We start from the raw sequence: 24661 nt of genomic DNA, 5'->3' as shown, positions 1-24661 counted from the left end.
TTCTCGTTCTCCTGAAGTACGGCGATCGGGCCATTCTATCCAGCTATCCAGCATGGCAGATGTCTTTACCTGAGGGGTTATGGTGGGGCTGGAGCAATTGCTCTAGATTCGCACCATTGTCGCCGACAAGAACAAGGACTGATTGCCATGCCCGATGCCGTGCCGTTCGCCGATGGACGTTGCCAGTGTCCGATCCATCCGTATTCCGCCGCGCCCGGCGCGCCGGTGGTTATCGTCCTGCCGGCGCTCGGGGTTGCTGCGCGCAAGTACGAGACGCTGGCGCAGAACCTGGCGCAGGCCGGCCTGAACGTATTGACGGCCGACTGGCCCGGCCAGGGTGAGAGCCGGCCACGTCCGTCCCGGCGCTTCGACTACGGCTATCGACAGTTGGTCGAGGACTTCGTACCGCAGTTGCGCGCCGCCGCCGAGCGGCACTTTCCCGACAGCCCGCAGACTCTGCTCGGGCACAGCCTGGGTGGCCAGGTCGCCACGCTGTACGCTGCCGCGCAACCGCACAGCGGAGTGACGGTGATCGGGGTGGCCTGCGGCAACATCCATTACCGCTACTGGGATGGCTGGCGACGGTTGATGACGCCGAGCGCCGCGCTGGCCTTCAACACGCTCACCGCGCTGCTCGGCTACCTGCCGGGCAAGCGTATCGGCTTCGGCGGTCACGAGGCGCGCAGCCTGATGCGTGACTGGGGGAGGGTGGCCTGGAGCGGGCACTTCCGGCATACCGGCCTGGTCCAGGTGGAAAGCCGGGACAATCCGATCGCTTCGCTGTACCTGGCCATCGAAGGCGATACCTTCGCGCCGCCGGCATCTACCAGCGGTCTGGCCGGGTTGATCCAGGTGAGCCCGCACGTCGAGCTTTTGCCATCGCCACGTCCGCCGAGCGAGAACCCGCACAGCGCCTGGTTGAAGGCACCGCAGATGGTGACAGAACGGGTTGCTGGCTGGTTGACGCGGACGGCCTGATCAGCTCGCCGCGCAGATCGAGTCGTTGCAGATGAAGGCCGTGACGTCGAGGCGCGGCTGGCTGCGCTTGGGCGGATCGCCAGGCAGGTATTTGAAGGCTTCGGAAACGGTCAGGTCGCGCGACAGGTTGTGGGCGTTCTCGATGGTGCGGGCGATCGCGCCAGCCGAGCCATGGTTGATGCCGAGCAACGTGAACATATTGGTCATCACCGCCAGTCCGGCCATGAACAGTAACTTGCGTCTTTGTCTTCTCATCTGGCACCCCCACGGTCGCTCGCGATGGGCTGACCGAACTGGAAGTCGGCGCTCGGAGCCGTCTGGACGAGGCTCTGGGCGAGAAGGACGAGGACGATGATCGAATACAGGCCGATGCCGGCGAAGGCACCGTTGCGGACGTAGCGGGCGGGACTGTTCATTGCTGTGCTCTCCAGGACCGTGGTTGATCGGTGAGCACAAATTTATATTGATTGTTTCGAATTAATTAGCGCGCAATCTCAATGGTAAATATCGATTTACTTAATTTTACAGCGCGGCCTGATCGCGGCGCCGTGATGGTCCCGTAGGTTGTCGACTTCGTGCACGTGGCGGCCAGGTAGCGGGGGCGCCCGCCACGGCCAGCGGGGCAACTGGAATTGCCGTGACTGGCTGGGCGGTTCCTTGGAGCCGAGGTCGTGATTGCGGGGACGATGCCTTTCAGCGCTGGCGATTGACCGCCTGGGCCGCGCGGATCACGTCCGCGCCGATCTCCGCCTCGTAGGCTTCCCACACCGGCCGCATCTTCTCGCGCCAGCGCTGGCGCTCTTCCGGGGTAAGACTGAGCACCTGTGTGCCGCTAGCCAGGATCCGCTCGCGGTCGCGCCGGTTGAGCGCCTCGGCCTCGTTGTTCACGGCCTGGGTGACCTCCTGGATGATGCCCTCCAGTTCGCTGCGCACGGCGAAGGGGATGCCGAGCCAGAACTTGGAGTTGGTGATCAGCATGTAGTTGAGCATCCCGTGGTTGCTCTCGGTGATGTAGGGCTGCACGGTATGCAGCTTCTGGCTGGCGATGTTCGACCAGGGGTTTTCGGCGCCTTGCACCGTTCCATCCTGCAGCGCCTTGAAGACCTCGCTGAAGGACAGGCGCACGGTCTTGGCGTTCAGCGCCTCGAATTGCGACTCGAGCACCTTGGACGGCTGGACCCGGAACGACAGGCCGGCGGCGTCCTCCGGTTGGTGCAGTGCGTGGGTGGCGGACAGTTGCTTGAGGCCGTTGTTCCAGTAGGCCAGGCCGTAGATGCCGTGGCCGGACATCGAGTTCAGCAGCTTGTTGCTCGCTTCGCGCTTCTGAAAGCGCTTGACCGCCTCGGCGTCGTCGAACAGGAACGGCAGGTCGAACACCTGCAATTGCTTGGTGTAGGGATCGAACTTGGACAGCGACGGCGCCAGCATCTGCACCTTGTTATCCAGCAATGCCTGCATCTCGTCCGCATCGCCGTACAGCTTGGAGTTCGAGTAGACCTCGACTTGCACCTGGCCGGCCAGGCGTTCCTCGGCCAGTTTCTTGAACAGCAACGCTCCCTTGCCCTTGGGCGTGTCGTCCGCCACCACGTGCGAGAACTTGATGACGATGGGGCCGTCCGCGCCCAGGGCGGTCGAGGAAAACAGAATGGATAGCGCGGCAAGCGCCGCGGCGCACGATCTGAGCATTGGGTCCCTCCGGAAATGCGAGCAGCCGCCGCTTTCCTCAGCGGACGGTGAGGGCGGAACTCGCATTGTGCGAGCAAAGAGACGGCTGGTTTTGGATTGGAATGCGGCCTCGGACATGGAGCGCGAGGACGAGAGGAGGCAGTCTGCGGTAGACCCGGTTACCGTACAAGCATGGAAAGTTCCAGCCAGTTCTCATTTCGGAGACTCTGAATGGAAAGCCCCGCCCTGGAGAGGACGGGGCCGCTGTCGCGATCAGGCGATGTGCTGGCGATCCAGCTCGATGGCCTTGTCGAGGGTTTCCAGCAGGGCCTTGCGCACCTTCAGCTTGGTGTTGCGGTGAGCGGTCATGTTGATCTTCTTCAGTTGCTGCGCGGCGGCGAGCGCAGTGGCCTGCAACTGCTCGGCGGGCACCACCTTGTCGAGGAAGCCGGCGTCCACCGCGCTTTGCGGGTCGAACATCTCGCCATTGATCACCGAGCGGTGGAAGGCCGACTTGCGCAGGCGGTCACGGGCCAGCTCGATGCCGACGTGGTGCATGGTCATGCCGATCTGCACTTCGTTCAGGCCGATGCTGAACGGCCCCTCGACTCCGATCCGGTAGTCGGCCGAGAGCAGGATGAAGGCACCCTTGGCCACCGCGTGGCCGGGGCAGGCGACGATCACCGGGAACGGATGGGCGAGCATGCGACGCGCCAGGGCGGAGCCGGCGGCGACCAGGTCGATGGCGTTCTGTGGGCCGGAAGTCATCACCTTGAGGTCGTAGCCGCCGGAAAGGATGCCCGGCTGGCCGGTGATGATCACTACCGCGCGGTCCTGCTCGGCGCGGTCCAGCGCCGCGTTGAAGGCCGCGATCACGTCCGGCGAGATGGCATTGACCTTGCCGTTGCTCAGGGTGAGGGTGGCGATGCCATCTTCCAACTGGTAGCTGATCAGGTCGCTCATGGGGGAATCCTTAAGGTTGGGCGGTGATTGATGCGGTGGGCAGACGTTACCCATCCCTCCTCACCGGGTAAAGCAGGCCGTCGGACTGGTCGGTCATTCACCAGCCCCAAGGGCGCCAGGTGGGGGCGAAGCGGCGAATCTCCGCGCTTTCCCTTAAGCGCATGAATCTCCTGAAAAAAAACTTTGCCTTTAGCGATCCGTTCGGCTAGATTAGCGCGCCTCGACGGACCTGATGGTCCAGCGAGATCCGGTGAGGTGTCCGAGCGGTTGAAGGAGCACGCCTGGAAAGTGTGTATACAGGAAACTGTATCGAGGGTTCGAATCCCTCCCTCACCGCCACTTTCAGATATATAAAGCCCTGAAAACCAAGAAGTTTTCGGGGCTTTTTATTTTCCGCCCCTGACAGGTGTCGAAGAACCGTCGAAAGGATTAAGCTGGACGGCTTCCTGCAAATGGTCCGGTGCCAAATGCGCATAGCGCATGGTCATTGTCAGCGACGAATGGCCGAGGATGCGCTGCAAGACCAGGATGTTTCCCCCGCGCATGACGAAGTGGCTGGCGAAGGTATGGCGCAGTACATGACTGGCTTGTCCATCCGGTAGCTTGATCGCAGTTGTGTTCAGCACACGGCGGAAGGTTTCCATGCAGTGCGTGAACTGGCCATGCTTAGCCCAATGGGATTTTAGGCTCTTAGCCAGACTGGCCGATATGGGCACCACTCTGACCCGTTTCGATTTGGTATTGGCGAACACCACCGCATGCCCCTTGAGCCTGTCCGGGCCTATCGCTTCAGCTTCACCCCAACGTGCACCCGTTGCCAGACAAAGGCGAGCAATCATCGGCGGGTGAGGGGAGGTTTCACGCTCATCCAGGGCTTTGAGCAATTCGTCGATCTGCTCCAGAGAGAGAAAGGACAATGGCCTTTCTTGCAACTTGATCGGTTGTAGCTGGTGGAATGGGCATTCGTAGTCAATGACATCGAGTTTGCGCAGGGTGCTATAGACCGCCTTGAGATAGGCCAGCCGGTTATTCAGCGTCTTCCCGGCAACCCCCTCGGCCATCCACTGAGCTCGAACGTTCGCAACGTTGGCACCAGTGAGCTTGAAGGCGACAGGATCACCCATGGCGCTAGCCGCTTCTTTCAAGATGGCACAGCGACGTTTGCCATCGGAAAGAGACATACCATGAAGGTCATACCAAAGCGCAATCAGCTCGGAGAGTCGGCGACGATCCTTTGGCTTGGGTGACCATTCCGGATTGTCGATTACTTTAGCGCGGCAGGTCGCTTCGAAGCGCAGCGCTTCAGCCTTGGTCTTGAGCGTCTTGCGAAATCGCTTGCCCTTGATAGGCTCAACATCGACTTTCCAGCGGCCATCCGGTAGCGGCTCGATTGCCATCTATACAGCCCGCCCCCAACGCACATGCCGCTCTTCAAGCAGATTCTTGATGTGCTTGTAGATGTCGTGCTCGCTCATTTCCTTGGCGGCGTAATGGTCACGAATAACCGGCCAACACTCCCAGGTTTGCAGCCGGTCAAACGCCTTTTTTGCACCCACCCTTTCCCTCGCCAGCAGACTGACGAAGTTACCCAGGAAGAGCTCGACGTTCTTTCCCGAGAACCCCTTGCTGGTCTTGTGATAGCGCTTGTATTCGGTTTCATCGAGCAACGAATCGACTGGTACATCGACCGTCACGTCATCACGGATCAAGGTCCAGATCGGCTCAAATCGGCCAGGGCGGGCCAGCAGCTTGAACTGCCCCAACCCATAGCGCCACAGGCCGTCCAGATGTGCCGAAAAAGCCGCATAAGTGCGGGTATCAATGGGCAGGCCGGTATTCACGTCCAGGGAGCCGCTGGCGAACTGCTGAACGATGGAATGGTGATAGCGCAGCTCGATACGCCACACGTCTTCGTCCGAGTTGTAGTTCTCCGGATCGTTGTCGTCGAAGCTGTCTCGGCGCTTCCAGATCGCTTCCCAAAAATCCAGCTTGTCGGTGGCCCTGGCCTGCTCGGTCTTATTGTAAATGGCGAGCTGGATGCCGTTGGCCGAACCAAACATATGAGTTTCACCACGCCCATAAACGGCCGCCTTGGTGGTCCAGTGCAGTTCATTGATGCCAGAAATGTCCCGATGCGTCCTGGCCCGACAGTGCATATGGGCGACCAGATCGGCCGAAGGCTTCCAGCCTTGAAGGTCCAAGGCCAGATGGACGGCACACTGGTTGACCTCGACGTGAGTCATTAGCTGGTCGGCATAGTGATCCATGCGGGCCTGAAGCCGCTCCGGACTCAGTGCGTCGATAGCATGAGGCGACACTTCGATCTTGAGGTGAGGGCCAACTCTATCCAGCTTGAAGTTGAAATTCTTCACCAACAGGATGAAGCCCAAATCGGCGTTCTGGAGCTTGTACTGATAGCCCGAGTCACGTCCCACTCGTCCTGCGTGCCAGCGCTCCCCTGCGAAGTTGACGATCTCGCCCGGTTTCTCAAACAGGACCAGAATCTCAGGGCGGATCAAACCCCGGTACAACTGGCGAACCGTATCGACACCGCAACGAAGCAACCGAACGTTGCTCAGGTCAGTAATCTTCGCCGTCGTATCATCAAAAAACACCCGACCTTTCGGGTCTTCATTGAACTGACGATCTACCCGAATCTGATCTTTTGCCTTCATGTCTACTGCTCCAAATTGCGACGAATCGAAACTGTGTTTTCTGGTTTATCTGACGTGTTACAGGGACGTCACGGGGCCGCGCGGCCGGCCAGGTGCGCGGCCCCACCGGCTGCGCCGAAGTGTCCGCGCACCTGCTCGGCCGCTTGCGGCACAAGCGAGCGCACTGCATCCGGCACAGCCACCCCATCACTCGGTTTGTGGATCGAGGCGGTCAGCAACACGACGAGGTTGGTTCCCCGCCTGCGCTCAGAGGTCGAGCGGAACACCGGGCCGATCAGGGGGATATCGGAGAGAAAAGGCACCCTGGATTCGGAACGGTCGGTCTGTTCCGACCGCAACCCACCCAGGAGCAGCCCGCCGCCATCCGGTAGCTGGACCTTGGTGGAGATACGCCGCGTATTGGTAATGATGTCGGCGGCGCTCTTGTCGTCGGAGACGCTGGAAGCCGATTGATCGACCAGCAATTCGATAGCCCCGGAAGGCGTGATGAACGGCGTTACGTCGAGCGAGACGCCCACATCCTGGCGGACGATGGTCTGGAACGGATCGGAGGCCGGTGTAGAGCCGCTGGTGGTTTGCCCGGTGATGAAAGGCACGTTCTGACCGACGACGATGGAGGCCGGTTCGCGGTTCAGGGTCAGTAGTTGGGGCGTGGAGAGGATGCGGTTGTTACCAGTGACCTTGACGGCTTGCAGGAAGGCCGAGAGCGTCGGACCGGAGAAGGTCAGGCTGAACCCCAGGTCGGATACATCGGAACCGCGCAGGCTGATGCCGCCCAGTTCGATACGTTTGTCATCGAGGCCGACGTTGAGACCCAACGCATCGAAATCGGAATCGGCCAGTTCCGCCACCACCGCGGTGATCACCACTTGGCGACGTGGCTTATCGATCTCGCCGAGGATGCTATCGACGATGTCGAGCTGCTGTTCAGTGGCCGTGACGATCACAGCGTTGGAGGTCGGCGACGGCGTGGCCATGATGGACGTGGAGCCCCGTTCGGTTTCGTCCTGGCGGGAGCGCAGTACGTCGACAATCGACTGGTAGGCGAAATCGGACTGCAGGTGCTGAAGCTGGAAAACCCGCGTCTTGAGGTCCAGCGGTTCGGGAATCGGCTGGCTGCTGATCAGTAAGGTGTCGCCACGCGCCGCGAAGCGGTAACCGGCAGAGGTCACCGCGTTTTCAATCAGCGCCTGAAGCTGCTCGGCCCCTTCGAAGGTGGCAAAGATGCTAATCGGTGCGCCACTGATGTCGGAGCCCACCACCACCGACTTGTTGAGCTTGAGCGAAGCCCACTCGACGAAGTCTTGCAGAGTGGCATCGTAGAGCTCCACGCGCTCCGCACACCGGGCAGCCGGAGAAAACAGCGTGGTGACCGCCATCAGGATCGCTATCAGGGCGGCGAAGTAAACGCACGTCCAGGTTTGTTCCCTATCGCTCATGGTTCGTTACCTGTAAACGGAGAGGAAGTCATCGCCCCGGACCAGCAGGGCTTCACGGGGGCCGCGATCCTTGACGGTCACATCGCGGACCAGCAGATCGTCGGCGTTGATGCGTTGCCCCGAGGCATCACGGAAGACGTAGTGCGATTGCCCCGAGAGGCGGCCATAGGTGGCAATGCGCAGGTCGGGGAATTCCTCGGCCAACGCTTTAGTCGATGCCGATGCAGTCGAGCCAGAAGCAGACGCGGCAACACCGGCGGGAGCCGATTGCGCGTACTGGCGAGAAACCGCAATGCCGGAGAACACCGGCAGGCAGATCAGCAGCGCCACCAAGCCGCCGAGGAAGAAGGCGTTGAGGATCCGCGTGCGGCGGAAGAAAATTTTCGTGGCTCGCATGTAAAACCCCACATTGCGCGGTGCAGCCGGGAGAACGCGCCGCCAGTAGCCGGGCGGCAGCATGGAATAGGCGCCCTTGTCGTAGTCCTTGTTGTATTCCTGGGTGGTGTCGTAGAAGGAGTAGAACTCTTCGCCCCGGTAGAACCAGTCATCGACCTTCGGGCTGTTGAACTTGGCGCCGTACTTGACGATGGCTTGGTGCATCTTGGGGAGCCGGCCTTTCCAGATGCCAAGGGTCAACAGGCGACCGATATGGCGGAAGGGGAACGGCACCTTGAGGCGGTCCCAACGGTTGATGTAGACGACATGCTCGGCGATGGACTCGCGCACCTGCTTGTCGATCACGTTGACGTTTTGCACGCACAACCACAGGTCCCAGCGGCGTTTACGCAGGAACAGGAAGAACTTGAGCAGGTCGGAACGGCCGCCTTGGTTCCAGTCGCGGGAGTTCAGCCAGACGCCCGCCTCATCGAGGAAGATGCCGCCGAACTGTTCTTCGTTGTATTCCTCGCAACCCACGCCCAGGCCGATCAGGTCATCAGCGGATGGCAGGTCGGGCAGCCGCACGAGCCGGGAGTATCGGTTGTGCGGCTTGCACAGCTTGTCCATGCGCACATCGACATTCACTGCGACCCGCCGACCGCTCTTCAGGTAGTGAAGTATCCGCAAGATCAGCAGCAGGGTTTTGCCGGCGCCCAGCTTGCCGGTGACGATATAGACGGCCATGGCTAGGCGTTCTCGAACTTCTCGGAGAGGCGCACGACCCAGAAGAAGATCAGCGCCTTAACCCGCACCAGAACCAGAATGCCGATGCAGATGGAGAGGTTGCCCGGCAGCAGCATGCGACCAATGGCAACCAGATCATCAGGAGCGTTGGAAGCAATCTGGCCGAAGACCAAATCCACCGCGCCAGTGAACAGGCCAACAGCCAGAGTAATCGCGGCAATCACCAGGGCGACCTTCCCGAGCCTGGAGAACAGCTTGAGGAAGGCGGAGATCAGCGGCCCGGCCAGTGCCGTGAACAGGCCGACGAGCCACGCCGAGAGGCGCTTGAAGACGACCGAGACGATAGTCCGCAGGAAGCCGATGATGAATGGCATCAGAAGCCCCCTCGAATCGCCTTGGCGTTTTCAAGCCGCAGGCCAGACATGTAGATGTTCCAGACGCCCACCGCCGTCAGGCACCACAGCAACCACTCCAGTAGCGGCTTGACGCGGCTCAGTTCGCAGGTGGGCACCACCAGGGTGAAGCTATAGCGCGGGATGCCGACATTGACCCTGTAGTCGGAACAGCCCACCGCCGAGGGGAACAGGTTGTCCAACACACCCACCCCGGCTAGCCGTTCACCACCTACCCCAAACCAGCCCTCGACAGTGCCCGGCAAGGCGTCGAGGGCATCCTTGAGTTCGGCTTCCGAGCCTTCCAGCGCCTCATCGACTGCCGTATCGAGTGCCGAGGCGATCTGGCCACCCGCACCTTCCCCCGATGCCTTGGCCCCTTCGTCGGTCCATTCGGCATCAGAGCTGTAGTCATCCCCCAGCAGCCCCTTCTTGATCTGCTCGAGCAACGAATTGGTCTTGTCGATCTTCCCGCCCAGGCCGTCCTGTAAATCCTTGATCGCCTCATTGGTCGCGGCCGCATCACCATCTTGGGCGGTGCCGCCTTCGGAGCCCGGCTCTTTGGGATCATTGGTTTCGTCGCCATCGGCGTTGCCGCCGTTCTTGGGATGGTCGGGAGAGTTCTCGTCGATCAGCTTGTTGGGGTCATTCGGGTCGGTGCAGACCTGTTTACCGTTGTGGTAGGCGCAGTTGCGTTGCGGCTTGTCGCCGACGGTGCACTGGAGAACGAGGTTCACGTAGTTGCACTGCATCTCGTCCATGATGCATTTATTGGAGCCATCGACCTTGATGCACTCATTGTCGTTAGGGTCGCGGCAAACCTCGCGACCGTTGACCATCACGCAGTTGGCACCCGGAGTAGGCTGGTCCCACGGCGAACAGGAGCCATCGGAGGGACATGGATCATCCGAGGGCTTTTCAGGGCCGTTCGCGAAGTAGTTAGCGACGCACCAATTCTCAAGGCCGGTGGAAGAACCCTGGATCGGCTCTTTCCAGCATTTTTTGGTTAGTTCGGTTTGATTTAGGCCGAAGGAGCAACCGTCAAAAGAGATGGACTCCGGGCATTGAACGACCTGCTTGCCGTCCTGCATGACGAACGGGCACTTTACGGCTCGATCTACGTTCGGTAGGTCCCAACAATTCTTGGGAGTGACACACTCCTGAATCGATGAATCATATTCCGTGCCCGGAGGGCATGTCGTCCCCGAGCGATGAACGATCTGTTTTTGCCACCAGTTACCCGGCTGATTCTTATAGTCCGCATAACAATGAATAGTCGTGGCACTCTCCCGCCAAGTTCGAAAACTATAGTTGGCCGCATGAGGAGCAAACCAAGCCTCACACGCCGCAAGAGCAGTTGGGTACTTAGGCGAAGTGCCGTACTGCCAATAGTAATCCTCAGCAAAACCAAACTGCCCCCACCCCAAAAGGGTGAGGGCAACCAGCAGGCGGGCAAAGCCCGGAACTTTGACCGCCATTGGCTTAGGCTCCAGCCGCCGAGAACACGCGACCGGCGATCTTGAACAGCGCAATGCCGCCACGGATGACGCCGAACAGCACGGCACCGGCCGCCATCAAAACACCGAAGGCGGTAGCCAGATCGGTGAAGACATCGGTCAGTTCGGTCGGCACGGTAATGGCCGCATTGGCCATGCCCGCCGTCATCGAAGCAGCGGCGACAGTCAGAACGGAGGCCGTTTTGCCACCCAGTGCTTTACCGACACTGGTACCTTTCTGGACCACATCTTGGCCGACAGCGGCCGGCAGGTTTTTCACTTGCATGGTGAGTTTCCTCAGTTGGTTGATGCGTCGATTACTTCTTTCCAGCCGAGCCGGAAATTCCCCCAGGCGACGCCTATTCCCAGAGAACCGATGAAGAGCCCAGCGATAACGAGGTATTGCCCCCAGGTGAAAGCCATTGCCCGTTACCTCTGATGCCCGTGAATGAGGCCAAGGGCGGCCAGATAGACCATCCCTTGAATGAACTGGAGGGCCCACAGGTCGCCCAAGGTGACGTTGGCCAGATAGCTTTCGAGCGAGCCCATAGCGCTCCCCTCAGTTGTGCTCCGGAGCCGCCTCGGAAGCCGGTTCGCACTCGGCTTCGAGACAGTCCGGGCAGACGGCATAGTCGGGAGCCATGCCAAACGCGGCCGCCCAGCCGCTGCCATCAGCGGGCTGGCCGTACACCTGCCCCATCGGGGCAAGGCACAGGTCGCAATAGACGCGGTCACGGATCAGCACGGCCCGACCCTGGGTTATGCCTTGGGAGCGTCGGCCGGAGTGGACGGGCTGGGTTTGGCAGCGGAAGGTTGGGCGCCCTTCCGAGTGTCCACAGCTTCGATATGCAAGGCCAGATTCTTGCCCTTGTTCTGGCCGCCCCGAGACACGTCGAAAGTAATGCGGACCAGTTGCAGCGGCTCGAACTGAGAACCAGCGAAGAAAATCTCATCCGCCACTTCGTCAGCCGCCGCCATGCCGATGACCGAAAGGCCGTGCTCGGTCTTGCCGTCCGGCTCATCGCCGTAGAAGACCTTCACGTATTTGGCGCCCTCCATCTCAGTCTTTTGGGTGCCCAGGAATGCAACTTCCATAATCGAACGTGCCATGTGTGTTTCCTCGCTTGGTTGCGCGTTATTGCGCGGGTTTGCCTTTCAGCAGGCCGAGCGGGTCCACACGGGCGAACTTGTGAAGTTTTCGCCCGAGGGGTTTCTCGGATTGCCGGGGTTACAACTCGGCCTGTACGCGGGCCGTTATCGCGTCAAACACCAAGGGCCACGGCCCTTGTCATCCCGTTTCGCCACCGTCGCCCGTGACTGGCGGGGCTTGAGGTGGATGACTGATCAGACCGAGTTGGCCAGTCACGGACGCCGGAGGCGATGCGGCACCGTTCAGGGTACGGCTTTCTGGCGTGCCCTTGACCGGATCGACCCAGGCGCGGGCGGCTGGCAGACCCCAATCTCGCCCGATGACGAGGGCACAGCCCACGAACAGGAGCCAGACGCCAACCCACTCAAGAGCGATGTCAGGCATGGCTCAGTCCTCGAACGGCTCGCGAATCGGCACGAAAGGCGTTGGCTTGCCGCTGTCGTAGACAACGAACCACCACTTCGGCGGACGGTCGGCGGGTTGGTGCCGGTCGCAGAGTGAAGCCGGTATCACCTTCCAGCGGCCATCGACCTTGGAGACGGACACGGGGCGGCACTGGGTGCACGGTGTGGACTGGGAGTGCGCGGGTTTCGCCACTTCGCGCCTTGACCAGCAGACAGAGCAGCCGCAGTTCTCCGCATGTGGTTGGCGCAGATACCGATTCAGGCTGCTCATTGGCCGGCACCTGCGCCTGGGGCTTTACCTCGACGGCCCGAGCAGCACGCTCACGCTTATGCAACTCAAACCACGTAATGACGGGCCCCGCATTGCGCTCACTGGGAAAATGACGCCCGGCATGCATCCGCGCATTGGTAATAAGGCCGCTAAGCAATTCCAACTGATCGAAACTGATAATCCCCAAAGAATGCGCCAGATAGATTTGAGCTCTAGCGTCGATGCCCCAGTTGTAACGATCAGCCCCTACACAGCGAAGCTCAGTCAGTGCCGCTAGGATTGAGCTAAGAAACTTACTGAATTGGTCATTCATGCCGTCCAGTCCTGCTCCAGCAGCCAGGAGCGGAGCAGGGCACTGTTGACCATGCGGCGCTTGCCTAGCTTTACGGTGGGGAGAACGCCTTTCATTGCCCAGGCACGCGCGGTGCCGTAGGTCAGGCCGTTGCGGTCGGCCCAGGACTCGACGGTTTCCACGTCCTGTTGCGGGCCTATCAGCTTCGAAGGTTCCAGCTCTTCCAGTTCCATGCTCGTTCCGTCACTATTCGTGGCAATTAACACGTATCGTGTAAATTCTGACCCAATCCATTTTGACTAGAGTCGAAGTGAATCATATTTGGATTGAGTCAAAATGGATAGAGCTAATTTAGATGGAAATGGAATGATAAAAGAGCGGGTAATAACCGTGCTCAAGCACAGCGGCTTGAAGCTACCGCAGCTAGAAGAGCAGACAGGCATCAGCCGATACACCTGGAGCAACCTGAAGAACCCTGCGAAAAGCCGGGAGATCAAGGCCGAGGAGATTGAGGCTGTAGTAGCGCTATACCCACAATTCGCCTTATGGATTGTCAGCGGTAAAATTGCACCAGAAGCAGGACAGATCAGCCCCGATTACGAGAAGGCCGATTCAAACTTGCCCAATCAAAACGCGGGATAGCGATCACCAAGGAAGTAGCTAGGCGCTGGTACGCCCGGAAATGAAGGAGGGGGGAGGGGAAAGGAATGAAAGCAAACCGCAGCGACGCACCGTCACGCTTGCATAAAAAGAAAAAAAGCCACCTGCCAGCTTTAATTGCCTTCGGCATCACAGGTGCTGCTGTCTACACCATCATATGGCCGCTGCTTAAGCCTGTATCGATCAACGTCAACCAGTTCAAACAGGCTTTCGAAACAGAACAGCCAAGCTACCAATACCAAGCAGCCGCCAATCCAACATATGCTGCCCCACAGCCACGTGCTGAAATCACATGGTCAAACGGGCAAGGGCATCAGACTCAAACCCGGCAGACGACCTACAACGACCAGAACTACACGCCTCGGACTGACATAAATACGGTTCAGCCGCCACCGGCACGGCACTACGCTTCAAATAGTTCGTCGCAAAGAAGTCAGACCATCCGCCGTACTCACTCCAGCTATTGGGAATGGGAGAGTGGGCACCAGAAGAAAAGAGTAGCTGGTCACTTCGAGTGGGTAGAGATTGACGGAAAAGTCGACCATTCTAGTGTCTGTCAGAACTACAAATATGGATCACTGATTTATCGTGATTGCCGGAAAGGTGCAAAGGTTGCGCTCAAGAAAATGTGTGGCAAGCATGAAGGGGCCTGCTATGCAGGTAATCACCTAATCCCCTGAAATCAAAACAAAGGGGGGTATATGTTTGACTATATCTGTACTAAAGCTGATGTTATTTCCGCTCTAGCTAATAGCGTAATGGCTCTAATGGCCGTACTCGCAGGGGCTTATGCATGGTGGCAAGTCAAAGCCAATAGAGAAGCTCAGCAAGAGGCCACAGCAAAGGGGATATACTCAAACTATCTGCACTTGGCTTTTAAGTACCCCGAATTTTCAAATGGTATTGATTTAAGAATGCTGTCAGATGAAGACAATAACCAAAAGGACCTGATAAAGAAATATAAGTGGTTTGTTTCGATAATGCTGACTTCTTGCGAAGAAATATGGATGCTTGTTTTAAATGATGATCTATGGAAGGCTTCATTAAAGACACAAATTGGATATCATGCTAATTTTTTAAAAAAAATGAATGGTGGAAAAGCCTTTATCATAAGAATCTTGTAACTCTTATAGGTGAGGTTATAACCGAATTTGAAAGCACAGGAACTAAAAATAACACTGATCAGCCGGGAGGCTAACCTCAGTGGCAACCCTAGTTAAGAGCAGGTCACGCAGTTTACGCTGTTCCTTGTCTTTTCAATCCACCGCTATCATTTTGATTCACTCTTGATAAAATTAACCTAATAGGTTATTTTTGTCGTATGGAAAAGCGCAAACCCCATTTCAAGCTTGAGCTGGTGAAGCAAGCCGTAGCTGAGCAGCGTTATCGCTTCACCCGCGTGGCCCTTGAAGGGGGCGCTGAGCTGGGCATGGAGGTGGCCGACATGCTGGCCGTCATTGGTGCCCTGAGCAGCCGCGACTTTTTCAAGAGCATGACAACCTATGCGGATCATACTACCTGGCAGGACGTTTACCGACCCGAAACCGATTTCGGGCAGGTCTACCTGAAGTTCACGTTGGTGGCCGATCTGCTGATCGTTTCCTTCAAGGAGAAGTGACCATGAAATGTCCAGTATGCGGCGGGGCGGAACTGGTTCACGACACCCGCGATATGCCCTTCACCTACAAAGGGCAGACCACCCAAATTACTGCGGTAACGGCTGACTGGTGCGATGCTTGCGGCGAGTCCCTGACCGGGCCGGCTGAGAGCGAGCGTGTTATGCGTGCCATGAATGAATTTCGCCAGCAGGTGAATGCCCAGGACGGTAATCAGGAGCTGATTCGTAGCGTGCGCAAGCAATTGCGCTTGAGCCAGCGCGAGGCGGCTGAGCTGTTTGGCGGTGGACCTAATGCATTTTCTCGCTACGAGCGAGGCAGTACGGAGGCACCGCAACCCTTGGTGCAGCTATTCAAAATCTTGGGCCGTCATCCTGAATTACTCAAGGAGCTGCGTACGGGTTGAGTGTCGAAAAAGTGTCGAAATCACTGAGCCACAAAGCCACGAAACAACATTCAACCTAAATCTGAAAGTCAGAAATGGTACGGATTGCGACTCAACAGGGCAGGGGACAACAGGATTCGAATCCCTCCCTCACCGCCACTTTCCGATTCAAGCAAACCCCTGATCTTCCTGGTGAAGTCAGGGGTTTTTGCTTTCTGCGGTTCGCGTTTTGGGCAAAAGCGGGATCTTCCAGGCCGCCCTGGTGATTCAGGAAACACTCGGGCCGCCAATGCCGGTGCAGCAGAAGGTGGGGGGCATGGGCTATGAAGCGTCTTGCAGTTCAGCCGTGAGTACAGCCGCCTCAGCGTGATATCAGGCGCTTGCAGTTGCATTGAAGGTTGGGGCGCCTCGGTCGACGCGTTGATCGGCCGCTTGTAAGGCACTGTGAAACAAGAGCCCCCGCTTGAAGTGTCGGGGGCTTGTTCCTGCCGTCAGGCAATGGCGGCGAAGCGCTCGATGTGCGGTTGCTCGCGCTGCCGGGCCTGCCAGAGATCGTAGTCGGCCTGCACGCCGAGCCAGACGCGGGAGAGGGTTTCGCGCGCGAAGCCGAGGCGTCGGGCCAGTTCGGCGATGCTGATATCCAGAGCGGGGAGCACGTCCTCGAGCAGGGTTTCGCCAGGATGTGGTGGGTTGTGCATGACCATGGTTTCGCCCTCCTGTTTCAGTGGTAGTCCAAGTAGTCGACCAATTCGATATCGCTGTTGGCGAAGCGGAAGATCACCCGCCAGTTACCGCTGACGGTTAGCGACCAGTAGCCGGCCAGTTCCCCCTTGAGAGGGTGGAGCCGCCAGCCGGGGAGGTCGAGATCCCCAGGCGCTTGGCGTGATCGGCGTGGATGCCCTTGGTGGAACCCGTTTCGTAGAACAGGCGCAGGCCTTTGTGCTGGAAGCTGATGATCATTCTCGAAGTGTGATCCAGTGCATCACGGCATGCAGGTTCCGACGGTAAACCGATCGGATATCGGACCTCGCGCCTCTGGGAAGTGCGCAGCTCTCCCTGTGGCTCGAGGAGGCTCCCGTGGGGCAGGGTGGTGTGATCGACTGCCCCGCCAAAACGGGCACAGCCGAATCAATCTGCGTAGTTCTACGCAGTCCTGCTTCGTAGTTATGCGAATGTCTTCGCGGCGGCTTGGCGCAGATAGTGGCCGGGCCCTCATCAGGGGCTAAACAAAAACAAAAGCCGCCGCAGGTAACCGCCAGCGGCAGGAGACCATAGATGACTCAATTGGCTACCCGAATTGCCTGGTTCGCCGTTGCCGTGCTGGGCGCATTCGCGTTGGGCACAGTGGCGTTGCGTCGCGGCGAAGCCATCAACGCCCTCTGGATCGTTACTGCTGCGACCGCGATCTACCTCATCGCCTATCGTTACTACAGCCTGTTCATCGCCACCCGGGTGATGCAGCTCGACCCGAACCGCGCGACGCCCGCGGTGCTCAACAACGATGGCCTGGACTACGTTCCGACCAACAAGCACATCCTCTTCGGCCACCATTTCGCCGCGATCGCCGGCGCAGGCCCGCTGGTGGGCCCGGTGCTGGCCGCGCAGATGGGCTACCTGCCCGGCACCCTGTGGCTGATCGCCGGCGTGGTGCTGGCCGGCGCGGTGCAGGACTTCATGGTGCTGTTCATTTCCAGCCGTCGCAACGGCCGCTCGCTGGGTGAGCTGGTGCGCGAGGAGATGGGCCAGATTCCCGGCACCATCGCGCTGTTCGGCGCCTTCCTGATCATGATCATCATCCTCGCGGTGCTCTCGCTGATCGTGGTCAAGGCCCTGGCCGAAAGCCCGTGGGGCATGTTCACGGTGATGGCGACCATCCCGATCGCGATGTTCATGGGTGTCTACATGCGCTATATCCGCCCGGGGCGGATCGGCGAAATCTCGGTCATCGGTGTCGTGCTGCTGCTGGCTTCCATCTGGGTGGGTGGCCAGGTCGCCGCCGATCCGGTCTGGGGCCCGGCCTTCACCTTCACCGGCATCCAGATCACCTGGATGCTGATCGGCTACGGCTTCGTCGCCGCCGTGCTGCCGGTGTGGCTGGTGCTGGCGCCGCGCGACTACCTGTCGACCTTCCTGAAGATCGGCACCATCGTCGGGCTGGCCATCGGCATCCTGATCATCGCTCCCGACCTGAAGATGCCGGCGCTGACCCAGTTCGTCGACGGCACCGGCCCGGTGTGGAAGGGCTCCCTGTTCCCGTTCCTGTTCATCACCATCGCCTGTGGCGCGGTGTCCGGCTTCCACGCGCTGATCTCTTCCGGCACTACGCCGAAGCTGCTGGCCAACGAGACCCATGCCCGCTACATCGGTTACGGCGGCATGCTGATGGAGTCCTTCGTGGCCATCATGGCGATGGTCGCCGCCTCGGTGATCGAGCCGGGCATCTACTTCGCGATGAACAGCCCGGCGGCGATCGTCGGCTCGGACACCGTCAGCGTCGCCGCGACGGTCAGTAGCTGGGGCTTCACGATCACTCCCGAGCAACTGGAAGCCACTGCGCGGGACATCGGCGAGAACACCATCCTCGCCCGTGCCGGCGGCGCGCCGACCCTGGCGGTGGGCATCGCCTACATCCTCCACCAGGTACTGCCGGGCGAGAACACCATGGCGTTCTGGTACCACTTCGCGATCCTCTTCGAGGCGCTGTTCATCCTCACCGCGGTGGACGCCGGTACCCGTGCCGGGCGCTTCATGTTGCAGGACCTGCTGGGCAACTTCGTGCCGGCGCTGAAGCGCACCGAGTCCTGGACAGCCAACGTGATCGCCACCGCCGGCTGCGTGGCCATGTGGGGCTGGCTGCTGTACCAGGGCGTGATCGATCCGCTGGGTGGCATCAACACCCTGTGGCCGCTGTTCGGCATCTCCAACCAGATGCTGGCCGGTATCGCGCTGATGCTCGGCACCGTGGTGCTGATCAAGATGAAGCGCCAGCGCTACGTCTGGGTCACCCTGATCCCGGCCACCTGGCTGCTGATCTGCACCACCACGGCGAGCCTGATCAAGCTGTTCGACCCGAACCCGGCGGTCGGCTTCCTGGCCCTGGCCAAGAAGTACAGCGATGCGCTGGACGCCGGCCAGGTGCTGGCCCCGGCCAAGGATATCGGCCAGATGCAGCACGTGATCTTCAACGCCTACACCAACGCGACCCTGACCGTGCTCTTCTTGTTCGTGGTGCTGAGCATCCTGTTCTACGCCATCAAGGTCGGGCGCAGCGCCTGGGTGAAATCCGAGCGCACCGACAAGGAATCGCCTTTCCAGCCGATTCCGGACGCCTGAGGAGACGCTGCGCATGTTCAACGACCTGAGCCGCATGGGTAAGTATCTGGGCCAGGCTGCCCGCATGCTGGTGGGCATGCCCGACTACGACACCTACGTCGAGCACATGCGCAGCAAGCACCCGGACAAGCCGGTCATGGCCTACGAGGAGTTCTTCCGCGAGCGGCAGGAAGCCCGCTACGGCGGTGGCAAGGGACGCCCCGTACGCTGCTGCTGACCGGTTGGTTGCGGTAACCTGAGCGCCACGCTTCGTCGTGGCGCTTTTCATTTGGCCGACAGGCCTCCGGGAGCGGGCACATCGATCCTGTAGCCGCTCCCGATGCCGAGGAATAACCGATGTCTTCCCATTTCCCCATTCCGGTCACCGTGCTCAGTGGCTTCCTTGGTGCCGGCAAGACCACTTTGCTGAAACACATCCTCAAGGCTGAACACGGCCTGAAGATCGCGGTGATCGAGAACGAATTCAGCGAGACGCCGATCGACGGCCAGTTGCTCGGCGACGAGCCGGTGCAGGTGATGACGCTGGCCAACGGCTGCGTCTGCTGCTCCATCCATGTCGAGCTGGAAAAGGCGCTGTTCGTCCTGCTGGAGAGGCTGGACAGCGGAGAGATCGCCTTCGACCGCTTGGTGATCGAGTGCACCGGGGTGGCCGACCCGGCGCCCATCGCCCAGACTTTCTTCGCCGACGAGGCGCTTTGCGAGCGCTATGTGCTGGACGGCATCATCACCCTGGTGGACGCCGCCAACGCCGAGCGCCACCTGGCCGAACCCACTGCCCAGGCCCAGGTCGGTTTCGCCGACCGCATCCTGGTGAGCAAGCGCGACCTGGTGGACGAGGCCGCCTTCGAGACGCTCCACACGCGCCTGCAGCGGATCAACCGACGCTCGCCGATCCGCATGGTCGACCACGGCCGCATCGACCTGGCCGAGCTGCTGGACGTGCGTGGCTTCAACCTCAACGCCGATGTCGGTCCCGTGCTGAGCCCGCTGACCCCGGCCGGCACGCCCGACCGCATCGGCACCCTGGTGCTGAAGAGCGAGCGACCGCTGGATATCGACAGGCTCAGTGCCTTCATGGAGCAATTGCTGGAAGAGCACGGCAACTCCCTGCTGCGCTACAAGGGCGTGCTGGCCATCGCCGGCGAGGAGCGGCGGATGGTGTTCCAGGGCGTGCTGCGGCTCTATGGCTTCGACTGGGATGCGGAGTGGAAGGAGGGCGAGGCGCGGGAAAGCGTGATCGTGTTCATCGGCGACCAACTGCCGGAAGAGAAGATCCGCGCGGGCTTCGAGGAAGCCCAGCGCTGAAGAAGTCAGGCGATCCGGTCTTCGATGCGCAGAACCATGGCAGGCATCAGGTGAGAACTCATGCAGCTTAAATACAAGATCGTCACGCTGAGCGTCCTGCCGCTCATTATCTCGGTGCTCTTCATCTGTGTTCTGGTTTTCGCGCAAAGCCGAAAACTGGAAGAAGAACAGGCGAAGTTGATCGAAAGCAGCATCATGGCGGCGAAACAGGCCGAGCTCAAAAACTATATCGAGCTCGCGTCGAGCCTGATCGCCCCCCTGTACGAAAGTGGCAGGAACGACGAAGCCATCAAGAGCCAGGCGCTCGATATGCTGGCGCGCGCGAACTTCGGAGTGGATGGTTACTTCTTCGTGTATACCCGCGAAGGGAAGAACCTCATGCATCCGAGGCAGGCCCACCTGGTGGGCAAGGACCTCCTGGGCATGACCGACAATAATGGCCTGCCGGTCATTCAAGCCCTGCTGGAAAGCGCCCAGCATGGCGATGGGTTCCAGCGCTACACCTGGGAAAAGCCCTCGACGCGGCAGGTGACCGAAAAGCTTTCCTACGTGGTGATGCTCGACCGCTGGGACTGGATGTTCGGTACCGGCATCTACATCGACGACGTCGAGGTGGCGACGCGGAAGTCACGGGAAGAAGTGGCTTCCGGCGTGCTGACCACGGTGCTGGCGATCTCGTCCTTCGCGATGATCGCCGTGCTGGTGGTGTTCGCCGGTGGCCTGATGCTCAACGTCAGCGAGCATCGCCTGGCCGACCGCAAGCTCTACGCCCTCAACCAGCGCATCGTGACCCTCCAGGAAGAGGAGCGATCCCGGGTTTCCCGCGAGCTGCACGATGGCATCAGCCAGCAACTGGTTTCCATCAAGTTCCAGTTCGAACTGGCCAGCCTGGAACTCCAGAACGGCCAGGAAAAGGGGCTGGAGAACCTCCGTTCGGGCATCTCTCGGCTGGGCGAAGCCATCGGCGAGATCCGGCGCATCTCTCACGATCTGCGCCCGTCGCTGCTCGATACCCTCGGCCTCCTGCCGGCCATCGACCAACTCGTTGCCGAGTTCGAACAGCGCACTGACATCCCCACGCACTATGAACGCCACCTCGACGACGCCCCGGTCGACAAGAACGTATCCGTCACTCTGTTCAGGATCATCCAGGAGGCCCTGGCCAATATCGAGCGTCACTCGAAAGCCAGCACGGTTATAATTTCGATGTTGAACGCGAAGAACGCCATTGCGCTTCGTATAGAAGACAACGGTGTGGGATTCAGCCCTGTCCTGATGGAAAAGAGCCAGGGAATAGGCCTCAGGAATATCAGGGAACGCGTGGACCATCATCGAGGTTCATTCACGGTTTCCTCCTCACCCGGCCGCACGGAACTCTACGTTGAAATACCCCTGCAAAGAGCTTGATGCGCTCGCGACGAATAACGGCAAGAGGCCCGCATGAGCGATTCCAAGCCGATAAGAATCGCGCTGATCGATGACCATGCGCTGGTGCGCGATGGTGTGAATTCGCTGCTTTCGGCCATGCCGCATTTCGACGTGGTGGCGCAGGCCGAGTCCGGAACCGAAGCGCTCGAACTGCTCCAGTCGACGGAAATCGACCTGCTGCTCGTGGACATCGGCCTGAAGGACGACATGAACGGGCTGGAGCTGACGAAGAAGCTCTGCAGCCTCTATCCCGGCATCAAGATCCTCATCCTGAGCATGTACGACAACCAGGAGTACGTGCGCACCTCCATCAGCGCGGGCGCTTTCGGCTACGTCCTGAAGAACGCGCCCTCACAGGAACTGATCGCCGCCATCGAAGCCATCGTCGCCGGCGGAAGCTTCTACAGCCCCGAGGTCGCCCGCAAGCTGGCGACCAACAAACGCGAAGAAAACGAACTGACCCCGAGGGAGATCCAGGTCCTGTCGATGATCGCCAAGGGCTTCAACAACAAGGAAATGGCGCGCGAACTGGATATCAGCGTCCGCACCGTCGAAACCTACAGGTTGAGCATCAGGCGCAAGTTGAACATCGACAAACCCGCCGCGCTGATGAAGTACGCGCTGGAGCATGGGCTTATTTCGATCTAGGACAGCCCTGGAAAAGCCGTCATTCCCGCGCACGCGGGGATCCAGAAGTTTCTTCGTCCGGCGGGACGCTTTTCAGCAAGGTGGCCTGGTTGTTCCTGGCGGGAAACGTTTCGCGGTTTCCCACCCTACGGTGGTTGTCGGTTCGGGTAGGGTTTGTCCTCCCGCCTGGCAGCAGCGCCACGGCACTGCAGTTGGGCCCCCGATAGGGCCTCTCGACCAGACCAGAAGCCACAAGCTGCCATAGGACCTCCCGGATGATGGCTATAGTGGCTTATGGATGGCCACGTCGGGCTGTCCCACATTTCGGATGGGGGATGAGGGGATGGAAAATGATCCGGGCCTGGAGAGGGCAGAGGAGGCTTCTGGCAATGCCTCTCGTGAAGAGAAACGAGCTTCGGTCGGTTTTTGGCTAAAGGCTGGGAAGTCGTTTATCGAGTTGCTTGGCAAGCATCCATTTGCGACTGGCTTGTTGGCATTGCTCAGCATTGTCGGGTTTGCATTTTCAATCTATCAGTATATCGACGCGAAAAATGACTCCCGGGTTGCTTCCGAACAGGCGGCCCGGATAGAGAAAAAGATCGAAGTTGCGGGCGGTGGAGTGAGTTCTGACTACGTGCCGAGGATTCGTGCGGTTCTTTCCAGCGAATGCAAGAGCATAGTGCCCAAGATGGGGCGGCTGGTTGAGGAGCAGCAAGAAATAAGGCGTGCGGACTGGGAGTTCAACAGCTATGCGCTCCCGAAAATGTCTGCGTCGATTCTTAAGCAGGTGTCGGAGAACCCTGCGCTCCTTGGTGCCGATGATCCCGATATCGGTGAGGTCGTCAGGGTTGCGGGGGCTATCGACTATGACCATGTGTTCTCCCTGAGGAGGGCCACGGGCACTATCAACAAGCATGAAATCGCGGATTACATTTTGAATCTGCACTATTTGTGCGATTGGGCGGGTGTGGATCTTGGGCAGAGACAACTGTTCTTGCAGCAGTAGTTCGTTTTCCGCATGACGGCTGTCCTGCCTCTTGGATCCGCCTGCCGATGGATGTGATTCTCGGAAACCGGTTTCGACGACAGTGAGCGCATGCGCCAAGCCTTCCTGTGCGTTCTCGGCCGGCCGGTGCAGGCTGTTCGCCGTGATGCCCGGCAAGCAGCCTGAACCGGTCGGTGATGTTCAGCCTGCGGCCGCCTTGTGCTGGCGCTGGGCGATCTGCTCGACCAGGTACTCGGCGTCGCGTGCAACTCCGGAGAAGCGACCTGAGCCCCAGGTGTACAGCCATGGCAGGCCTAGGAAATACAGGCCGGCGAGGGCGGTGACGCCACGATTGTGTACCGGCTGGCCGCGGCCGTTGAAGACGCCGGCGTCGAGCCAGGAGAAGTCCGGGGTGAAGCCGATGCACCAGATGATGCTGGTGATGCCGGCCGCGCCGAGGTCCAGGGTCGCGCGCTCCTGCGACGGGCGCCAGACCGGCTGGTAGACCTCGCCGGCCGGGGCGTCGATGCGGTTCTCTTCGATGTACTTGTCGATGCTGGCGTTGATGCGGTTGTAGACCGCGTCGGCGGCGTCCAGCTTGGTTTCCAGGTCGGTGGAGAAGATCAGTTTGTCGCCGTCCAGGTCCTTGAGCAGGCCGAACAGTTCCATGCCCTCGGTGGCGAACTTGCGCAGGTCGATGTCTCGCCCGCCATCGCGGCCGGTGACGTAGTGGTTGGTATTGTCACGCACGCCTTCGCGCAGGGGATGCTGGTCGACGCCGATGTCGTAGTAGCCCATCTCCGCCAGCCAGTCGACCACATCCCTGCCCCGGTAGAAGCGAGCGCAGCGCGGTGCGTCGCCGACCGCCAGGTAGACCTTGCGCCCGGCCAGATGCAGGTCCTCGGCGATCTGCGCGCCGGACTGGCCGGAGCCTATCACCAGCACGTTGCCTTCCGGCAGCGCCTGCGGGTTGCGGTATTGCTCGGAATGGATCTGCGTTATTCCGGCGGGCAGTCGCTCGGCCAGGCGCGGAATGATCGGCGTGTGGTAGCCGCCGGACGCGACGATGACCTGGTCGGCGCTGAATTCGCCGGCGCTGGTCTGGACCGCGTAGCCACCCTGGGGGCGGGGGCTGACGCGCTGGACGCTGACGCCTTCGCGTACCGGCGCGTTGACGCTGCGGATGAAGCCGTCCAGGTAGTCGATGATTTCCTCGCGCTTCATGAAGCCGTGCGGGTCGTCGCCGGAGTAGGGATAGCCGGGAAGCGCGCATTGCCAATTCGGCGTGACCAGGCAGAAGGCATCCCAGCGCTGGGTGCGCCAGCTATGGGTGAGGCTGTGCTTTTCCAGCACAAGGTGATCGATATTCTTCTGTTGCAGGTAGTGGCTGGCGGACAGTCCGGCCTGGCCACCACCGACGATGAGCACGCTGTAGTGAGGAACCTGGACGGATTTGAGTGCGGTGGGCATGGGGA

The 24661-nt window shown here is 60.0% G+C and carries 29 protein-coding genes, 1 tRNA gene and 1 pseudogene; 13 read left to right on the top strand and 18 right to left on the bottom strand.

Annotated elements, in window-relative coordinates; all coding sequences use genetic code 11:
- Positions 1–147 precede the first annotated feature (147 nt).
- A complete protein-coding gene (locus PSEWESI4_RS19520) occupies positions 148–978 on the top strand; it encodes an alpha/beta fold hydrolase (protein WP_187672885.1) in 831 nt (276 codons plus the stop codon).
- On the opposite strand, the gene PSEWESI4_RS19515 is transcribed toward PSEWESI4_RS19520, so the two are convergent.
- The 4 genes from PSEWESI4_RS19515 to PSEWESI4_RS19500 form a co-directional block, all read right to left on the bottom strand.
- Positions 979–1233 (bottom strand): hypothetical protein, encoded by a 255-nt coding sequence (locus tag PSEWESI4_RS19515; protein ID WP_187672884.1) that lies wholly within the window; start codon positions 1231–1233, stop codon positions 979–981.
- Positions 1230–1394 (bottom strand): hypothetical protein, encoded by a 165-nt coding sequence (locus PSEWESI4_RS19510; RefSeq protein ID WP_187672883.1) that lies wholly within the window; start codon positions 1392–1394, stop codon positions 1230–1232. Before PSEWESI4_RS19510 ends, PSEWESI4_RS19515 begins: the two co-directional genes overlap by 4 nt.
- 277 nt (positions 1395–1671) lie before the next feature.
- Entirely contained in the window at positions 1672–2664 is a 993-nt protein-coding gene (locus PSEWESI4_RS19505) for a TRAP transporter substrate-binding protein (RefSeq protein ID WP_187672882.1), read from the bottom strand.
- Between the two features lie 252 nt (positions 2665–2916).
- Positions 2917–3606: a crotonase/enoyl-CoA hydratase family protein gene (locus PSEWESI4_RS19500; RefSeq protein WP_187672881.1), complete on the bottom strand. Its 690-nt coding sequence runs from the start codon at positions 3604–3606 to the stop codon at positions 2917–2919.
- 249 nt (positions 3607–3855) lie between these two features.
- Here PSEWESI4_RS19500 and PSEWESI4_RS19495 point away from each other — a divergent pair.
- Positions 3856–3945: transfer RNA gene (locus PSEWESI4_RS19495), tRNA-Ser, on the top strand.
- A 47-nt stretch (positions 3946–3992) separates the two neighbouring features.
- Here the strand turns inward: PSEWESI4_RS19495 and PSEWESI4_RS19490 are convergent.
- The 11 genes from PSEWESI4_RS19490 to PSEWESI4_RS19440 form a co-directional block, all read right to left on the bottom strand.
- The gene (locus PSEWESI4_RS19490; protein WP_187672880.1) at positions 3993–5003 is read right to left on the bottom strand and encodes a phage integrase; all 1011 of its coding nucleotides are present in this window, start codon (positions 5001–5003) and stop codon (positions 3993–3995) included.
- Complete coding sequence (locus tag PSEWESI4_RS19485) at positions 5004–6281, bottom strand: hypothetical protein (RefSeq protein ID WP_187672879.1); 1278 nt, start codon at positions 6279–6281, stop codon at positions 5004–5006.
- Positions 6282–6349: 68 nt separating this feature from the next.
- Complete coding sequence (locus PSEWESI4_RS19480; RefSeq protein WP_235978970.1) at positions 6350–7720, bottom strand: secretin N-terminal domain-containing protein; 1371 nt, start codon at positions 7718–7720, stop codon at positions 6350–6352.
- A gap of 6 nt (positions 7721–7726) precedes the next feature.
- Positions 7727–8842: a zonular occludens toxin domain-containing protein gene (locus tag PSEWESI4_RS19475; RefSeq protein WP_187672878.1), complete on the bottom strand. Its 1116-nt coding sequence runs from the start codon at positions 8840–8842 to the stop codon at positions 7727–7729.
- A 2-nt stretch (positions 8843–8844) separates the two neighbouring features.
- A complete protein-coding gene (locus tag PSEWESI4_RS19470) occupies positions 8845–9216 on the bottom strand; it encodes a hypothetical protein (RefSeq protein WP_187672877.1) in 372 nt (123 codons plus the stop codon).
- Positions 9216–10712: a hypothetical protein gene (locus tag PSEWESI4_RS19465; RefSeq protein WP_187672876.1), complete on the bottom strand. Its 1497-nt coding sequence runs from the start codon at positions 10710–10712 to the stop codon at positions 9216–9218. Before PSEWESI4_RS19465 ends, PSEWESI4_RS19470 begins: the two co-directional genes overlap by 1 nt.
- 4 nt (positions 10713–10716) lie before the next feature.
- Positions 10717–11016 carry a hypothetical protein gene (locus PSEWESI4_RS19460; RefSeq protein WP_187672875.1) on the bottom strand — a complete coding sequence of 100 codons (300 nt, stop codon included), beginning with the start codon at positions 11014–11016 and terminating at the stop codon, positions 10717–10719.
- A gap of 273 nt (positions 11017–11289) precedes the next feature.
- Entirely contained in the window at positions 11290–11475 is a 186-nt protein-coding gene (locus PSEWESI4_RS19455) for a hypothetical protein (protein ID WP_187672874.1), read from the bottom strand.
- Between the two features lie 14 nt (positions 11476–11489).
- Complete coding sequence (locus tag PSEWESI4_RS19450; RefSeq protein WP_187672873.1) at positions 11490–11840, bottom strand: hypothetical protein; 351 nt, start codon at positions 11838–11840, stop codon at positions 11490–11492.
- A gap of 427 nt (positions 11841–12267) precedes the next feature.
- Positions 12268–12555: a lysogeny maintenance protein PflM gene (pflM, locus tag PSEWESI4_RS19445; RefSeq protein WP_187672872.1), complete on the bottom strand. Its 288-nt coding sequence runs from the start codon at positions 12553–12555 to the stop codon at positions 12268–12270.
- A gap of 309 nt (positions 12556–12864) precedes the next feature.
- Positions 12865–13080 carry a DNA-binding protein gene (locus PSEWESI4_RS19440; RefSeq protein WP_187672871.1) on the bottom strand — a complete coding sequence of 72 codons (216 nt, stop codon included), beginning with the start codon at positions 13078–13080 and terminating at the stop codon, positions 12865–12867.
- Positions 13081–13183: 103 nt separating this feature from the next.
- Between PSEWESI4_RS19440 and PSEWESI4_RS19435 the strand changes: the two genes are divergently transcribed.
- The 5 genes from PSEWESI4_RS19435 to PSEWESI4_RS19415 all read left to right on the top strand — a co-directional run bounded on the left by PSEWESI4_RS19435 (position 13184) and on the right by PSEWESI4_RS19415 (position 15529).
- Positions 13184–13489, top strand: a complete 306-nt coding sequence (locus PSEWESI4_RS19435) for a helix-turn-helix domain-containing protein (RefSeq protein WP_235978969.1) — start codon at positions 13184–13186, stop codon at positions 13487–13489.
- 65 nt (positions 13490–13554) lie between these two features.
- Positions 13555–14187 carry a hypothetical protein gene (locus PSEWESI4_RS19430; protein WP_187672870.1) on the top strand — a complete coding sequence of 211 codons (633 nt, stop codon included), beginning with the start codon at positions 13555–13557 and terminating at the stop codon, positions 14185–14187.
- Positions 14188–14208: 21 nt separating this feature from the next.
- Positions 14209–14631: a hypothetical protein gene (locus tag PSEWESI4_RS19425; protein WP_187672869.1), complete on the top strand. Its 423-nt coding sequence runs from the start codon at positions 14209–14211 to the stop codon at positions 14629–14631.
- A gap of 197 nt (positions 14632–14828) precedes the next feature.
- On the top strand, positions 14829–15125 hold the full coding sequence (locus tag PSEWESI4_RS19420; protein WP_187672868.1) for a type II toxin-antitoxin system MqsR family toxin: 297 nt from the start codon (positions 14829–14831) through the stop codon (positions 15123–15125).
- Between the two features lie 2 nt (positions 15126–15127).
- Positions 15128–15529, top strand: coding sequence for a type II TA system antitoxin MqsA family protein (locus PSEWESI4_RS19415; RefSeq protein WP_187672867.1), 402 nt, complete (start codon positions 15128–15130; stop codon positions 15527–15529).
- A gap of 470 nt (positions 15530–15999) precedes the next feature.
- On the opposite strand, the gene PSEWESI4_RS19410 is transcribed toward PSEWESI4_RS19415, so the two are convergent.
- Together PSEWESI4_RS19410 and PSEWESI4_RS19405 are read right to left on the bottom strand one after the other, a co-directional pair.
- A complete protein-coding gene (locus PSEWESI4_RS19410; RefSeq protein WP_187672866.1) occupies positions 16000–16212 on the bottom strand; it encodes a helix-turn-helix transcriptional regulator in 213 nt (70 codons plus the stop codon).
- 17 nt (positions 16213–16229) lie between these two features.
- Positions 16230–16468, bottom strand: a pseudogene (locus tag PSEWESI4_RS19405) (type II toxin-antitoxin system RelE/ParE family toxin).
- Positions 16469–16783: 315 nt separating this feature from the next.
- Here PSEWESI4_RS19405 and PSEWESI4_RS19400 point away from each other — a divergent pair.
- From PSEWESI4_RS19400 to PSEWESI4_RS19375, 6 genes are all read left to right on the top strand, one after another.
- Complete coding sequence (locus tag PSEWESI4_RS19400) at positions 16784–18841, top strand: carbon starvation CstA family protein (protein WP_187672865.1); 2058 nt, start codon at positions 16784–16786, stop codon at positions 18839–18841.
- Positions 18842–18854: 13 nt separating this feature from the next.
- Entirely contained in the window at positions 18855–19058 is a 204-nt protein-coding gene (locus tag PSEWESI4_RS19395; RefSeq protein ID WP_187672864.1) for a YbdD/YjiX family protein, read from the top strand.
- Positions 19059–19177: 119 nt separating this feature from the next.
- Positions 19178–20146, top strand: a complete 969-nt coding sequence (yjiA, locus tag PSEWESI4_RS19390; protein ID WP_187672863.1) for a GTPase — start codon at positions 19178–19180, stop codon at positions 20144–20146.
- Between the two features lie 60 nt (positions 20147–20206).
- Positions 20207–21553 carry a cache domain-containing protein gene (locus PSEWESI4_RS19385; RefSeq protein WP_187672862.1) on the top strand — a complete coding sequence of 449 codons (1347 nt, stop codon included), beginning with the start codon at positions 20207–20209 and terminating at the stop codon, positions 21551–21553.
- 33 nt (positions 21554–21586) lie between these two features.
- A complete protein-coding gene (locus PSEWESI4_RS19380) occupies positions 21587–22222 on the top strand; it encodes a response regulator (RefSeq protein ID WP_187672861.1) in 636 nt (211 codons plus the stop codon).
- A 322-nt stretch (positions 22223–22544) separates the two neighbouring features.
- Positions 22545–23207 (top strand): hypothetical protein, encoded by a 663-nt coding sequence (locus tag PSEWESI4_RS19375; RefSeq protein WP_187672860.1) that lies wholly within the window; start codon positions 22545–22547, stop codon positions 23205–23207.
- 180 nt (positions 23208–23387) lie between these two features.
- Here PSEWESI4_RS19375 and PSEWESI4_RS19370 read toward each other — a convergent pair whose 3' ends face one another.
- Entirely contained in the window at positions 23388–24656 is a 1269-nt protein-coding gene (locus PSEWESI4_RS19370; RefSeq protein WP_187672859.1) for an MSMEG_0569 family flavin-dependent oxidoreductase, read from the bottom strand.
- Positions 24657–24661 lie beyond the last annotated feature (5 nt).

This window comes from Zestomonas carbonaria (assembly GCF_904061905.1).
In the GTDB taxonomy this organism is placed as follows: Bacteria; Pseudomonadota; Gammaproteobacteria; order Pseudomonadales; family Pseudomonadaceae; genus Aquipseudomonas; species Aquipseudomonas carbonaria.
The sequence above is the reverse complement of the archived record's forward strand: the minus strand, read 5'-3'. Positions and strand labels throughout refer to the sequence as shown.